Consider the following 14,839-nt stretch of genomic DNA (forward strand, 5'->3'; position numbering starts at 1 on the left):
AAGCCTTCTCACACGCCGGGTCGGTCGGAAGCAGTAGTCTGCATGCTGCAAACGGAGCATCGCGTCGTCTGATCGGTCTACTGTGGAAAATCCGATCGACCGACCCGGCGCCCTACCGCCCGTCGTACGGTCGGGAATGCGATTCGTCGATGCGGTCGTGCCCGCCGAGTGGGCGCACGAGACGCTGCTGTCCGCGCCGTTCCGTGGCGTCGGCTCCCCGCCGGCCCCGCTGACCTGGGCGCAGCAGGTGACGTGGCGGGCGGACGCCCGGTACGGCTCCAGCCACCGCTTCCTCAGCCTGCGCCGCACGGTGTCGCTGTCGGCCCGGGCCGGGGTGGACCCCGAGCGCGCCGTCCGGGCGCTCGGCGCGCTGGTGGGCCGGCACGCCTCGCTGCGCACCCGGGTCCGGGTGGTCGACGGCGGGCCGTGCCAGCAGGAGGCCGCGACGGGACACCTGCCGGTGCTGGTCGTGCCCGGCGTGGACGACGGTGCTGCCGCCGCCCGCGACGTCGCCGACCGGTTCGCCGACGTCGCGTTCGACCACGCGCAGGAGTGGCCGGTGCGGGCCGCGGTGGTCACCGTGGCCGACCGGGTACGCCAGGTCGTGCTGGTGTTCAGCCACTCGACGGTGGACGCCCACGCCGCCGAGGTGGTGCTGCGGGACCTGCGGCTGCTCCTGCTGCGCGGGCGTCTCGACACCCCGCCCGGCCCCCAGTCGGCGGACGTGGCCCGGCTCCAGCACACCGCCGACGGGCGGCGCTCCGCCCGGACGGTGGCGTACTGGCTGCGGGAGTTCGACCGGCTCCCGGTCGGGCCGCTGCCGGACGGCGGCCCCGGCCTGACCCCCCGGCTGCGCCGGGGCGTGCTGGTCTCCTCGGCCGTCGACGTGGCGTCCCGGATGATCGCCGCCCGGCACCGGGTCAGCACCTCGGCGGTGCTGCTCGCCGGGGTGAGCACCCTGGCCGCCGCCCGCTCCGGCCGGGAACTCTGCGGCGTTTTCCCGATGGCGCACAATCGGTTCCCGGCCGGTTACGCGAATGCCGTGGCCAACCTCGGCCAGATCGGATTCTGCGTGCTGGACCTGAGCGGCCGGCCGGCATTCCCGGAGGTGCTCTCCCGCGTGTGGCGGGCGTCGCTGAACGGCCTGCGGAACGCCTATTACGATCCGGCCGCGCTGCGCGCCGCATTCGCCGCGGCCGGGCGCGATTACGACTCGGCATTCCTGCCCCACTACTATTTCAACGACGTCCGGCTGCCCGTCGGCGGCCCCGCCGCCGTGCCGGAGGCGACCCGGGGCGAGCTGCGGGCCGCCGCGGCGCGCAGCTGCTTCTCCTGGACGGCCGGGCTGGGCCGGTCCTCCTGGCACCTGTTGACCCACGTGGTCGACGCACCGGGCGGGGTGGGGCTCACCCTGAGCGCCGACACCCGGCACGTCGCCCTCGACGCGGTCGAGGTTTTCCTGCGCGAGTTGGAGGAGTTGCTGGTGGACGCCGCGTTCGCCGAGGTGCCCTGGCCGTCGCCCGCCCCGGCGACGCCCCCGCCGACGCCGCCGCCCGCCCTGCTCCCGGCCGCCGCCGGCGAGGAGCTGGCATACGCGGAGTTCACCGGCGGCCGGGACGCGACCGGCCCGCTCACCTGGGGCCAGCGGGCGATGTGGCGGGCCGTCGAGGTGTTCGAGTCGCCGCGCCACAGCGTGCTCAACCTGCGCCGCACGCTGGGCGTGTCCCGGCGCGCCGACGTCGACGTGGCGCGGGCCGTGCGGGCCGTCGCGGCCCTGGCGCGGCGGCACGAGTCGCTGCGCACCCGGGTCCGCTCGGTCGACGGCGAGCTGTTCCAGGCGGCCACCGGGGCGGGCCGGCTGCCCGTGCTGGTGCACCCGGTGGCCGACGCCGTCGCGGATCCCGACGGCCGGGTCGCCGCCTCGGCGCTGGCCGCGCGGCTGGGCGACCCCCGGTTCGACCACGCCGCCGAGTGGCCGGTGCGGGCCGCCCTGGCCACCGTGGCCGGCCGGGTGCGCCAGGTCGTGCTGGTCTTCAGCCACTCCACCGTCGACTTCCACGCCACCGAGACGGTGCTGCGCGACCTGCGGATGCTCCTGCTGCGGGGGTCGGTGCCCACCCCGGCGGGCCCGCAGTCGCTCGACGTCGCCGAGCGGGAGGGCACCGGCGAGCGCCGCCGCGGCGACCGGGCGGTGGCGTACTGGACGCGGCACTTCCCCGACCTCGCCGTGGGCCTGTTCGACCCGGTCGGCCCCGGCCTGACCCCCCGCTACCGCCGGGGCTCGCTGGTCTCGTCGGCCGTGCGCCACGCGGCCCGGCTCGTCGCCGCCCGGCACGGGGTCAGCAACGCCACGGTGCTGCTCGCGGCCACCGCCGCCGTGCTCGCCGCCGGTGGCGGCGGCGACGTCTGCGGCGTGTTCACGATGGTCAACAACCGCTTCCAGCCCGAGTACGACGGCGCGGTCAGCAAGCTCAACCAGATCGGGCTCTGCCGGATCGACCTGGCCGGCCGGCCCGCCTTCGCCGAGCTGCTCACCCGGGCCCGCGCGGCGTCGCTGGACGCCTACCGGCACGCCTACTACGACCCGGGGGAGCTGGAACGCGCGTTCGCCGAGCGGGGCCTCGACTACCACACTGCCCTGGCCCCGTTCTGCTACCTCAACGACATCCGGCTGCCGCCCGCCGTCGACGCCGACCCCGCCGGCTGGGACGAGGCGACGCTGCGGGCGGCGGCGGAGCGCAGCGCGTTCCGCTGGGTGGAGGAGCTGGACGCGTTCAGCTGGCGCTGCCGCCTCCAGGTCGTCGACGCCCCCGGCGCGGTCGAGCTCTCCGTGACCGTGGACACCCGCTACCTGCCGCCGGAGCGGGCCGAGGGGTTCCTGCGCGCCGTCGAGGCCCTGCTCGTCGAGGCGGCCTGCCGGGACGTCCCGTGGCCGTGGTCGCCGTCGCCCGCCGGCCCCGGCGACGAGTGCCCTGGTTAGGCGTGTGCGGCCAACGGTCTTTGGTGGTTTCCTACAACGTCGGCCGCGCAGCCTGCGCTGTCTGCGACATGGCGCTGCCCGCCGGTAGAGGGAAGGGTGAACACTGCCGGGGTCGCAGTGTCGCGTGCGCCCGTCGTCGGTCTACAGGAGGGCTGGGTCGGTGTTCAGTCGTGTCGCCATCGTCAACCGTGGAGAGGCCGCGATGCGCCTCATCCACGCCGTCCGGGACCTGGCCGCCGAGACCGGGACACGGATCGAGACCGTCGCCCTGCACACCGACGTCGACCGCACGGCCACCTTCGTCCGCGAGGCCGACCTGTCGTACGACCTGGGTCCCGCCTCGGCGCGGCCGTACCTCGACCTGAAGGCCCTGGAGCGCGCGCTGGTGGAGACCGGGGCCGACGCCGCGTGGGTCGGCTGGGGCTTCGTCGCGGAGGACCCGGCGTTCGCGGAGCTGTGCGAGCGGGTCGGCGTCACCTTCGTCGGGCCGAGCGCGGACGCCATGCGCAAGCTCGGCGACAAGATCGGCGCGAAGCTGATCGCCGAGGAGGTCGGCGTGCCGGTCGCGCCGTGGAGCCGGGGCGCGGTCGAGACCCTCGACGACGCCCTGGCCGCCGCGGAGCGGATCGGCTACCCGCTGATGCTCAAGGCCACGGCGGGCGGCGGCGGGCGCGGCATCCGGGTGGTCACCAGCTCCGCCGAGCTGGCCGACGCCTACGAGCGCACCAGCCAGGAGGCGGCGCGCGCGTTCGGCAGTGGCGTGGTGTTCCTGGAGCGCCTCGTCACCGGCGCCCGGCACGTCGAGGTGCAGGTGATCGCCGACGGCGGCACCGCGTGGGCGCTGGGCGTGCGCGACTGCTCCGTGCAGCGGCGCAACCAGAAGGTCATCGAGGAGTCGGCGTCGCCGGTGCTCAGCCCCGAGCAGGCCGCCGAGCTCAAGGCGTCGGCCGAGCGGCTCGCCGTCGCCGTCGGCTACCGGGGCGCCGCCACCGTCGAGTTCCTCTACCACCCCGGCGACCGGCTGTTCGCGTTCCTGGAGGTCAACACCCGGTTGCAGGTCGAGCACCCGATCACCGAGGTGACCTGCGGGTTCGACCTGGTCAAGGCGCAGCTGCACGTGGCCTCCGGCGGCCGGCTCGACGGCGCGCCGCCGGTCGAGCGCGGGCACGCCATCGAGGCCCGGCTCAACGCCGAGGACCCGGACCGCGACTTCGCCCCCTCCCCGGGCCGCATCGCCCGGCTCGATCTGCCCGCCGGGCCCGGCATCCGGGTCGACACCGGCGTCAGCGCGGGCGACACCATCCCCGCCGACTTCGACTCCATGATCGCCAAGATCATCGCGTACGGCCGCGACCGCCACGAGGCGCTCGGCCGGCTGCGCCGCGCCATGGCGGAGACCACCGTGATCATCGAGGGCGGCGCGACGAACAAGAGCTTCGTGCTCGACCTGCTCGACCAGCCCGAGGTGATCGACGCCAGCGCCGACACCGGCTGGATCGACCGCGTCCGGGGCGAGGGCCGGCTGGTGACGCACCGGCACTCCGCCGTCGCGCTGGCCGCCGCCGCCATCGAGGCGTACGAGGAGGAGGAGCGCGCCGAGCGGCAGCGGCTGCTGTCGACGGCGTTCGGCGGGCGTCCGCAGGTGCAGCACGCCAGCGGCCGGCCGCTGGACCTGAAGCTGCGCGGCGTCGGCTACCGGGTCCGGGTGGCGCGCGTCGGCGCGCACCGGTTCCGCGTCGGCATCGAGGCCGGCGACGGCGTGCGCACCGCCGACGTCGAGCTCGACCGCTTCGACCGGCACACCGGGCAGATCGCCGTCAACGGCACGCGCTACCGCCTGCTCACCGGCACCCACGGGCCGGTGCACCTGGTCGAGGTCGACGGGGTGACCCACCGGGTCAGCCGCGACGAGGGCGGCGTCGTCCGCTCGCCCGCGCCCGCGCTGGTCGTCGCCACGCCGCTGGAGGTCGGCGCGGAGGTCGAGGCGGGCGCGCCGGTGCTGGTGCTGGAGAGCATGAAGATGGAGACGGTGCTGCGCGCGCCGTTCCGGGCGCGGCTCAAGGAGTGCGCCGTCTCCGTCGGCAGCCAGGTCGAGACGGGCGCGCCGCTGCTGCGGCTGGAGCCCCTCGCCGACGACGACGCCGCCGAGGACGCCTCGTCCGGCCCGGCCGTCGACCTGGACCTGCCCGCTGCCCCCGCGACGGTCCCGGCGCGCGAGCGCGCCACGCGCGGCCAGGAGGACCTGCGCAGCCTGCTGCTCGGCTTCGACGTCGACCCGCACGACGACCGGCGGGTCCTCGACGACTACCTGGTCGCCCGCCGGGCCGCCGCCGAGGCCGGCTACCGGCCGCTGGCCGAGGAGTTCGGGCTCGTCGACGTGTTCGCCGACCTCGCCGAGCTGAGCCGCAACCGGCCGGCCGGCGAGGACGGCGACGGCCACGTCTTCAGCGCCCGCGAATACTTCCACACCTACCTGCAGTGCCTCGACGTCGAGCGCGCCGGCCTGCCGGACACGTTCCAGGCCAAGCTGGCCAAGGCCCTCGGGCACTACGGCGTCACCGAGCTGGAGCGCACGCCCGCCCTCGAGGCCGCCGTGTTCCGGATCTTCCTCGCCCAGCAGCGCGCCGCCGCCGACGCCACGGTCGTCGCGACGCTGCTGCGCGAGTGGCTGCGCGAGCCCCCGCCGGACGACGTGCTGCGCGAGCCCGCCGGCCTCGCGCTGGAGCGGCTGGTGGCCGCCACGCAGGTCCGCTTCCCCGTCGTCGCCGACCTCGCGCGCGGGGTGGTGTTCGCCTGGCTGGGCCAGCCGCTGCTGCGCCGCAACCGGGCCCGCGTCTACGCCGCCGTGCGCCGGCACCTGCGCCACCTCGACGCCCAGCCCGACGCGCCGGACCGCGCCGAGCGCGTCGCCGAGATGGTCCGCAGCACCGAGCCGCTGGTGCGGCTGCTCGGCCAGCGGCTGGTCCGCGACCACCTCGACAACGCGGTGATGCTGGAGGTGCTGACCCGCCGTTACTACGGCAACAAGGGCCTCACCGACGTACGCACCAGCTCCGTCGCCGGCTGCACGTTCGTCGTCGCCGACCGGGCCGACTCGCGGGTGGTCTCCGCCGCGGTGCGGTTCGAGGCGCTGGGCGACGCGCTGCGCGGGCTGGCGGAGCTGGCCGGCGGCGAGGAGGCCGTCGACGCCGACGTCTACCTCGCCTGGGAGCGGCAGCCGGAGGACCCCGACGCGATGGCGGCGGCGCTGCACGAGGTCATCGGGGCCCACCCGCTGCCTGCCGGAGTCCGCCGGATCACCGCAACGGTCGCCGGCCGCAGCGGCGCGGTGATGCACCACCACTTCACGTTCCGCCCGTCGACCACCGGGATGGCCGAGGAGCGGCTGGTCCGCTTCCTGCACCCGTACATCGCGCAGCGGATGCAGCTGGAGCGGCTGCGCAAGTTCGACCTGACCCGGCTGCCGTCGTCGGACGAGGAGGTCTACCTCTTCCGGTGCGTGGCCCGGGAGAACCCGTCCGACGAGCGCCTCGTCGCGTTCGCCCAGGTGCGCGACCTGACCGAGCTGCGCGAGCACGACGGCCGGCTGGTGTCGCTGCCGACGGCCGAGGACACCGTGGCCACCTGCCTGGACTCGATCCGGCGCGCGCTGTCGCGGCGGCCGTCGAACAAGCGGGCCAACACCAACCGGATCGTGGTCTACGTCTGGCCGCCGAGCGACATCACCCGCGCCGAGCTGGAGACGATCGCCGGTCGGGTGCTGCCGACGACCGCCGGCGCGGGGCTGGAGGAGATCCTGTTCATCGCGCGGCAGCGCGACCGGGAGACCGGCGAGCTGACCAAGATCGCCGTGCGGGTCTCCTTCGACGCCACCGGCGCGGCCGAGCTGACCGTCGGCGAGCCGTCCGACGAGCCGGTCGAGCCGCTCGACGACTACCGGCAGAAGGTGTTGCGGGCCGCCAGCCGCAACACGGTCTACCCCTACGAGCTGACCGGCCTGCTCGGCGAGTTCGTCGAGCACGACCTCGACGAGCGGCACGCTCTGGTGCCGGTCGACCGGCCCCGGGGCCGCAACCGCGCGGCGCTCGTCGCGGGCGTGGTCACCACCCGCACGACGCGCCACCCGGAGGGCGTCACCCGGGTCGTGCTGCTCGGCGACCCGACGAAGTCGCTCGGCGCGCTGTCGGAGCCGGAGTGCCGGCGGGTGATCGCCGCGCTGGACCTGGCCGAGTCGATGCGGGTGCCGCTGGAGTGGTACGCGCTGTCCTCCGGCGCGCGGATCTCCATGGAGTCCGGCACGGAGAACATGGACTGGGTGGCCGCGGCGCTCAAGCGGATCGTCGAGTTCACCCAGGACGGCGGCGAGATCAACATCGTGGTCGCGGGCATCAACGTCGGCGCGCAGCCGTACTGGAACGCCGAGGCGACGATGCTCATGCACACCAAGGGCGTCCTGGTGATGACGCCGGACTCGGCGATGGTGCTCACCGGCAAGCAGTCGCTCGACTTCTCCGGCGGCGTCTCGGCGGAGGACAACTTCGGCATCGGCGGCTACGACCGGGTGATGGGGCCCAACGGGCAGGCGCAGTACTGGGCGCCGAACCTGACCGCCGCGCGGGACGTGCTGATGGCGCACTACGACCACACGTACGTCGTCCCCGGCGAGTCCGGGCCGCGTCGGGCGACCACGACCGACCCCGTCGACCGTGACGTCTCCGACTTCCCGCACATCATGGCGGGCAGCGACTTCGCCACGGTCGGCGAGATCTTCTCCGCCGAGGCCAACCCCGACCGCAAGAAGCCGTTCGACATCCGCAGCGTCATGCGGGCCCTGTCCGACCAGGACCACCCGGTGCTGGAGCGCTGGGCGGGGATGGCCGACGCGGAGACCGCGGTGGTGCAGGACGTGCACCTGGGCGGCATGCCGGTGTGCCTGCTCGGCATCGAGTCGCGGTCGGTGCCCCGGCGCGGCTTCCCGCCCACCGACGGCCCGGACACCTACACGGCGGGCACGCTGTTCCCGCGTTCGTCGAAGAAGGCCGCGCGGGCGATCAACACGGCCAGCGGCAACCGGCCCCTGGTCGTGCTGGCGAACCTGTCCGGCTTCGACGGCTCGCCGGAGTCGATGCGCAAGCTCCAGCTGGAGTACGGCGCGGAGATCGGCCGGGCGATCGTCAACTTCCGCGGCCCGATCGTGTTCTGCGTGATCTCCCGCTATCACGGCGGCGCGTTCGTGGTCTTCTCGAAGGCGCTGAACCCGAACATGACCGTGCTGGCGCTGGAGGGCTCGTTCGCGTCGGTGCTGGGCGGCGCGCCCGCCGCCGCCGTGGTCTTCTCCGGCGACGTCAACGCGCGCACCGCCGCCGACCCGCGGGTGCGGGACCTGGAGGCCCGCGTCGCGGCGGCCGCCGGCACCGACCGGGCCGCCCTGACCGCCGAGCTGGACGAGCTGCGCTCGTCGGTGCGGGCCGAGAAGCTGGGCGAGGTCGCCGCCGAGTTCGACCGGGTGCACAACATCCAGCGCGCGGTCGAGGTCGGCTCCGTTGACGCCGTCATCCGCGCCGCCGAGCTGCGGCCCCGGATCATCGAGGCCATCGAGTCCGGCCTCCGCTGAGCCGTGCTCCGGCCGGCCGACGCCCGAGGGCGTCGGCCGGCCGGGGCGGTTCCGGCGGGGGGCTGCTCAGCCCAGGCTGACCCAGTCGGTGGCGACGGCGTACCCGTCGGCGCGGGCCGACAGCCGGACCGGGCCCGACGGGGGAGCGCCCAGCGAGAAGAAGCCCACCTCGTCGACCGCCGACTCGTCGTAGGGGCCGGTGGCCGTGCGGGCGGTGACCCGCCCGCCCCGGGGCGGGGAGAGCTGGCCGACTATCCCGGCCTCGGTCACCTCGATCTCCAGCACCACCTGCCCGCTGCGGAACGACAGCGTGCGGGCGGAGCCGCCCGAGCGGGTCAGGCCGGCCGGTTCGGCGTCGCACGCCGAGTCGAACATCAGCTCGGCGACCGCCAGTTCGGCGTCGACCGTCCGCCAGGCGAACGCGGCCCGCGCCGCGGTGAGGAACTCCTCCGGGACGGGCCCGGTGTCCCACAGCGCGGCGCCCAGCTCCACGGTCAGGGCGTCGTCATCGGCCGGCGGCCACGGCGCCATCGCGTTCACCCCCGCTCGTGTCCAGGCCACGGCGCACCCCGAGGAACGGGGCCAGCGCCGGGCAGGCGCGCAGCTTGCGCAGGCAGCGCGCCTGGGTCGGGCCGATGCTACCCACCGGCATGCCCAGCCGTTCGCCGATCTCCCGGTAGCTGGCCGGCGGGTCGGCCGTCAGCAGCGCCAGCAGGTCCTGGCAGCGGGGCGGGAGCTGCGCGAAGCCCTCCCGCAGCGCCTGCCGCCGCTCGGCGCGCAGCAGCTCCTCGTCGGGCGTCACCGCGTCTACCAGCGACCCGTGCCGGGCGTCGAGCGTGTCGTCGTAGGGGTCGACGGGCCGCATGCGGCGGTCGAGGCGGGACAGCCGGTAGCACTCGCGCCGGGTCGTGGTCGCCAGCCAGGCGGCCAGCGCCTCCGGGTCGCGCAGTTGACCGAGCCGCTCCACCAGGCGCAGCCACACCGTCTGGTTGACGTCGGCGGCGTCGGCGCGGCTCATCCCGTGGGCCCGGATCACCGCCACCACCAGCGGCGTGTAGCGGCGCACCAGCTCCGCCCAGGCCGCCTCGTCGCCGTCGGAGGCCGCCGCCACCAGGCGGGTCGCCGTCGTGTCGGTCACCGCGCCTCCCCGTGGCCCGTCGCGCGGCTCATGCGACGAACACCCCGTAGTCGGGATGCCAGCGGGGATTCGTCAGCAGCGCGAGCCGCGCCGCGTCGGCGCTCAGGCCACCGGCGGTCATCATCGCGGCGAGCCTACCGGAGACGTGGCCCGTGGCGAAGGAGCTGCCGGCCCACGTCGCGAAGCCGTGGAACACCAGGGTCGGTCGCCCGGGCAGCGGCAGTTGGCCTTCGACGTACGTGCTGTCGCGCTCGCCGAGGGCGCAGGCGTCGACCCACGGGCCGAAGCCGCTGTAGGACGCCGGCGCGAGGACCCCGCCGTCGCGGCGCACCGCGGCCACGGCGAGCACCCGTTCCAGGGCGGCCGGCCAGGCGGGACGGCTGCTGCCGGCGTTGCCGGCGGCGGCCACCACGGCGGTCTGCGCCGGCAGCGCGGCCACGGCGTTGACCAGCGGCAGCGGGGGCACGTCGTCCTGGGTGAAACCGCCGAGGGACAGGTTGATCACGGTCACCTGCGAGCCGAGGCGGGACATGGCGGCCACCAGCATCGCCTCGTCGCCGACGCCGGTGGGGTTCAACGCCTGCTCGGGGTCCACCCGTACCCCCGGCGCGGCCTGCCGGACGACCCCGGCGACGAAGGTGCCGTGCCCGCCCTGCGGGGCCAGCGTGGTGCCGGAGACGTAGAGCGCGTCCAGGTCGTCGGCCTCCGGCAGGTAGCTGCCGCCGAGCCACTGGGGGTGCCAGGCGCCGGCCTGCTGCCAGATCCCGGTGTCGCAGACCCCGACGGTGACGCCGGCCCCCTCGCCGAGGCGGGACGGGTCCGGCGGCGGCAGCGCCGCCGCGGCGCGGGGCGGGCTGCCGGGGTTGCCCATGATGTTGCCCAGGCCCAGCAGCACGTGGTGCGGCTGCACCCGGGGGACCTGCTGGCCGGGCCACTGCCTCGGGTCGCGCAGCGCCGTCACCACCGCCGGCACGTCGGTCTCCTTGGCGAACAGCAGGCGGGTGACCCCGGCGAAGCCGGCCCCGGCGTTCACCTGGTGCCCGCGCGAGCGCAGCCAGGACAGGACCCGTTGGACGTCGGCGTTGGCGGCGAGCAGCTGCCGGGGGCGGTAGAGGAACTCCCGGCCCTGCGTGGTGAAGCGCCGCACGTCGGGGTCGGCGGCCAACGCCGTGGAGAACGCCTTCTGGTAAGCATCGTCGTCCGTGCCCTCGGCGGCGGCCGGTCGCGCCCCGCCGCCGAGCGGCACCGCCGCGGCGCACGCGGCGAGGGCGAGCAGCCCTCGCCGGGACAGTCGACCGGCGGGCAATGGCGTGCGGGGGCGGTCAGGAAGCACCGGTCCTCCAGGCGGTCGCGACGTGCGCGGTCGGCGGTGTCCCGGTGCGACAGCACGTCGGGGCGCTGTCGATTCTTCCAAAGCATAGTTGAAAGTCAATTGGAGGAATGGGCGGTCCAATGCCGGCAATTTCCACTGTCGGACCCCGGATTGACGGTGGCCGGGTCCATCGGGAACGCTGTCTGCCATGGCCGACAGCGCCGGTTCCGCCGGCGCGGCCCAGTCCGCGCTCGACGCCGTGCAGCGCTATCCCCGCGAGGCGATCGCGGTCGCGCAGCGGGTGCTCGCCGGGGGTCGCGCCGTCGCGGGTGACGAGCGGTCCACCGCCGAACGGGCGATCGGCCTGGCCCTGCGGGAGCTCAACGACCTGCCCGGGGCGCTGCGTCACCTGCGCCGGGCGGAACGGGCCGCCACGACGCCCCGGGCGCGTGCCCTGGCCCGGATGAGCCTCGGCTACGTGCTGGCCAACGCCGGCCGCACCGCCGCGGCGCTGCGGGCGGTGACCGCCGCCCTGCCGCAGCTCACCGGCGCCGACGCCGGGCGCGCCCGGATGCAGCGGGGCGTGGTGCTGCACTACCGGGGCCGCTACGACGAGGCGGTGCGCGACTACTCCCTCGCCGTCGACATCGCCCAGCGCGAGGGCGACCGGCTGCTGGAGGCCCGGGCCCGCAACAACCGGGGCCTGCTCAACGCCCACCGGGGCGCGCGGGGCCGCGACGACGACCTCGCCCGGTCGGCGGCGATCTTCGAGGGGCTGGGGCTGGACCTGGCCGCCGCCGACGCCCGCTGGAACCTGGGCATCGCGGTCGGCCAGCGCGGCGACACGGTGGGGGCGCTGCGCTGCTTCGCCGAGGTCGAGCAGGAGTACGGCCGGCTGGCCGTGCCCCGGCCGGCGCTGCTGCTGGACCGCTTCGAGCTGCTGCTGTCGGTGCCCCTGCTCGACGAGGCGGTCGAGGTCGCCGCCGTGGCCGTGCGGGAGCTGAACCGCCGGGGCATGGCCTCCGACCTAGCCGAGGCGCTGCTGGCCCGGGCCCGGGCCGCGCTGCTCGCCGGCGACCTGGACACCGCCATCGGCACGGCCGCGCAGGCGCGGGCCCGGTTCCGCCGCCAGGGCCGCCGCACCTGGGCGGCCTTCGCCCGGCACGTCGAGTTGCGCGCGGAGTTCCGCCGGGGCACCCGGTCGGCGGCCCTGTTGACGGCGCTGGTGCGTACCGCCGGTCAGCTCGACGCGACCGGCTGGCCCGGCCCCGCGCTGACCACCCGGATCGACGCCGGCCGGCTGGCCGCCGCGCTGGGCCGCGCCGACCGCGCGGCGGAGCTGCTGGGGGCCGCGGCCCGCGCCCGCCGGTGGGGCACCGCGCCCGGCCGGGCCCAGGGGTGGTACGCCCTGGCGTTGTCGCACCGCCTCGCCGGGGACGACCGGGCCGCGGCGCGGGCGCTGCGGCGCGGGCTGGCCGTGCTGGACAGCCACCGGGCCTCGCTCGGCGCCACCGAGCTGCGGGCGCACAGCGGGGCGTACGGGCAGGAGCTGGCCGCCGAGGGCCTCGACATCGCGGTCCGCTCGGGCGCGCCGGCGCGGGTGCTGGCCTGGGCGGAGCGGTGGCGGGCCAGCGCGGTGCGCACCCGGGCGGCGCTGCCGCCGGCCGACCCGGACCTGCTCGCCGCGCTCACCGAGCTGCGACTGGTCAGCAGTCTGCTGGAGGACGACCTGCTGGCCGGTCGGCCGGCGCACGCGCTGCGGGGCCGGCAGGCGCGGCTGGAGCAGCACATCCGCGACCTGTCCCGCCGGGTGCCCGGCGGCGGTGCCGTGGCGGCCCCGCCCGGCGTGTCGACGCTGGCCGGGCGGCTCGGCCCGCGCGTGCTGGTCGAGCTGGTGGCGCACGGGGAGCGGCTGCGGGCGGTGCTGGTCCGCGACGGCCGGGCGACGCTGCACGACCTCGGCCCGCTCGCCGAGGCGGCGAACCGGGCCCGGCTGCTGCGGTTCGGCCTGCGCCGGCTGGTCACCACCGGCGACTCGGCGGGCGTGCGGGCCGGGGTGGCGCACGCGGCGACGGCGCTGGACCGGCAGCTGTTCGATCCGCTGCGCCGGCACCTGGGCGACCGTCCCCTGGTCGTCGTCCCGATCGGGGCCCTGCACGCCGTGCCGTGGGCGGGCCTGCCCAGCTGCGCCGGCCGGCCGGTCACCGTCGCCCCCTCGGCGACGGCCTGGCTGGCCGCGGACCGCCGGGACGCGCCGGCCGGGCCCCCGGTGCTGGCGGCGGGGCCGCGCCTGCCGGCCGCGCAGACCGAGGTGTGCCAGCTCGCCGGCGTGCTGCCCGGCGCGCGGGTGTTCACCGGGGCGGACGCCACCGCCGGCGCGCTGACCGCCGCGCTGGACGGTGCGGCGCTGGCCCACATCGCCGCGCACGGCACGTTCCGGGCCGACAACCCGCTCTTCTCCCGCCTGGAGCTGGCCGACGGCCCGCTGCTGGCCTACGAGCTGGAGCGGCTGCCCCGGCCGCCCGGCTGCGTCGTGCTGTCCGCGTGCGACTCGGGGCTGTCCGGGGTGCGCCCCGGCGACGAGGTCATGGGCTTCACGGCGGTGCTGCTGGCCCGGGGCGCCCGCTGCCTGGTGGCCACCGTGCTGCCGGTGCCGGCCGAGCCCACCACCGCGCTGATGCTCGACCTGCACCGGAGGATGCGGGGCGGCGCGCGGCCGGCGCGGGCCCTGGCCGACGCCCAGGCCGCGTTCGTGGCGACGGGCGACGCCGCCGCCCTGGCCACGGCGGCGGCCTTCGTCTGCTTCGGCGCAGGCTGAGCGCGGCGATAGCACCGTCGTATGACCAGGTGAGGATGATTGGTAATCGACTGTCGTAAATATGATTCCCGTCATCCGAAGGCGGCGCGTCACCCCCGGCGCACCGCAGATGATGCGGAGGAACACATGGTTCGCTGGCGCACCCTCACCGGCCTGTTGGCCACCGCGCTGGCCGCGGTGACCGCGGGCAGCCTCACCCTCGCCGCACCCGCCGCCGCGGCGGGCGACGCCACGGTCACCCCGAACGTGGTCGGCGGCACGCCCGCCGCCCAGGGCGAGTTCCCCTTCATGGTGCGGCTCTCCATGGGCTGCGGCGGCGCGCTCTACAGCCCCACCCTGGTCCTCACCGCCGCGCACTGCGTCAGCCGCACCGGCGCCAACACCAGCATCACCGCCACGCTCGGCGTGGTCGACCTCCAGTCGGCCAGCCGGATCACCGTCCGGTCCAACTACGTCTACCGCGCGCCGGGCTACAACGGCAACGGCAAGGACTGGGCGCTGATCCGCCTGGCCACCCCGGTCACCGGCCTGGCCACCCTGCCCATCGCCACCTCGGGCGCGTACGACAGCGGCACCTTCACCGTCGCCGGCTGGGGCGCGGCGCGCGAGGGCGGCGCCCAGCAGCGCTACCTGCTCAAGGCCACCGTGCCGTTCGTCAGCGACTCCGTCTGCAACGCCAACTACGGCGGCGACATCATCCCGGCCGAGGAGATCTGCGCCGGCTACGCCTCCGGCGGCACCGACACCTGCCAGGGCGACTCGGGCGGCCCGATGTTCCGCCGCGACGCCAGCAACGCCTGGATCCAGGTGGGCATCGTCAGCTGGGGCAACGGCTGCGCCCGCCCCAACTACCCGGGCGTCTACACGCAGGTGAGCTACTTCGCCTCCGCGATCGCCTCGGCCGCCGCCAGCCTCGGCGGCTGACCACCCCGACAGACGGGCGCGGCCCGGCCGGTGATCCGGCCGGGCCGCGCCCG

General features: G+C 76.0%; 7 protein-coding genes. 4 read left to right on the forward strand and 3 right to left on the reverse strand.

The features are described from left to right. The first annotated feature begins 136 nt into the window (after positions 1-136). The gene (locus tag O7628_RS27820) at positions 137-2,980 is read left to right on the forward strand and encodes a condensation domain-containing protein (protein ID WP_278135086.1); all 2,844 of its coding nucleotides are present in this window, start codon (positions 137-139) and stop codon (positions 2,978-2,980) included. 160 nt (positions 2,981-3,140) lie between these two features. Next, positions 3,141-8,594 (forward strand): carboxyl transferase domain-containing protein, encoded by a 5,454-nt coding sequence (locus tag O7628_RS27825; RefSeq protein ID WP_278135087.1) that lies wholly within the window; start codon positions 3,141-3,143, stop codon positions 8,592-8,594. 66 nt (positions 8,595-8,660) lie between these two features. Here the strand turns inward: O7628_RS27825 and O7628_RS27830 are convergent, their stop codons facing one another. Genes O7628_RS27830 through O7628_RS27840 form a run of 3 tightly spaced genes read right to left on the reverse strand, consistent with a single transcriptional unit; the run spans position 8,661 to position 11,065 of the window. Continuing rightward, complete coding sequence (locus O7628_RS27830) at positions 8,661-9,125, reverse strand: hypothetical protein (RefSeq protein WP_074476481.1); 465 nt, start codon at positions 9,123-9,125, stop codon at positions 8,661-8,663. After that, the gene (locus O7628_RS27835; RefSeq protein WP_278135089.1) at positions 9,100-9,732 is read right to left on the reverse strand and encodes a sigma-70 family RNA polymerase sigma factor; all 633 of its coding nucleotides are present in this window, start codon (positions 9,730-9,732) and stop codon (positions 9,100-9,102) included. The genes O7628_RS27830 and O7628_RS27835 overlap by 26 nt, the downstream gene beginning before the upstream one ends. Before the next feature lie 28 nt (positions 9,733-9,760). Next, entirely contained in the window at positions 9,761-11,065 is a 1,305-nt protein-coding gene (locus O7628_RS27840; protein WP_278135091.1) for a S8/S53 family peptidase, read from the reverse strand. 187 nt (positions 11,066-11,252) lie between these two features. Here O7628_RS27840 and O7628_RS27845 point away from each other — a divergent pair, with 187 nt between their 5' ends. Together O7628_RS27845 and O7628_RS27850 are read left to right on the forward strand one after the other, a co-directional pair. Beyond that, positions 11,253-13,862: a CHAT domain-containing tetratricopeptide repeat protein gene (locus O7628_RS27845; RefSeq protein WP_278135094.1), complete on the forward strand. Its 2,610-nt coding sequence runs from the start codon at positions 11,253-11,255 to the stop codon at positions 13,860-13,862. A 126-nt stretch (positions 13,863-13,988) separates the two neighbouring features. Then, the gene (locus O7628_RS27850; protein WP_278135095.1) at positions 13,989-14,786 is read left to right on the forward strand and encodes a serine protease; all 798 of its coding nucleotides are present in this window, start codon (positions 13,989-13,991) and stop codon (positions 14,784-14,786) included. The last annotated feature ends 53 nt before the right edge of the window (positions 14,787-14,839 follow it).

The organism is Micromonospora sp. WMMD956 (genome assembly GCF_029626125.1).
Lineage (GTDB): Bacteria > Actinomycetota > Actinomycetes > Mycobacteriales > Micromonosporaceae > Micromonospora > Micromonospora carbonacea.

Coding starts and splice junctions, on each gene's coding strand:
- O7628_RS27845 (WP_278135094.1), top strand. CDS start 11,253: ATGGCCGACAGCGCCGGTTCCGCCGGCGCGGCCCAGTCCGCGCTCGAC.
- O7628_RS27820 (WP_278135086.1), top strand. CDS start 137: ATGCGATTCGTCGATGCGGTCGTGCCCGCCGAGTGGGCGCACGAGACG.
- O7628_RS27850 (WP_278135095.1), top strand. CDS start 13,989: ATGGTTCGCTGGCGCACCCTCACCGGCCTGTTGGCCACCGCGCTGGCC.
- O7628_RS27830 (WP_074476481.1), bottom strand. CDS start 9,125: ATGGCGCCGTGGCCGCCGGCCGATGACGACGCCCTGACCGTGGAGCTG.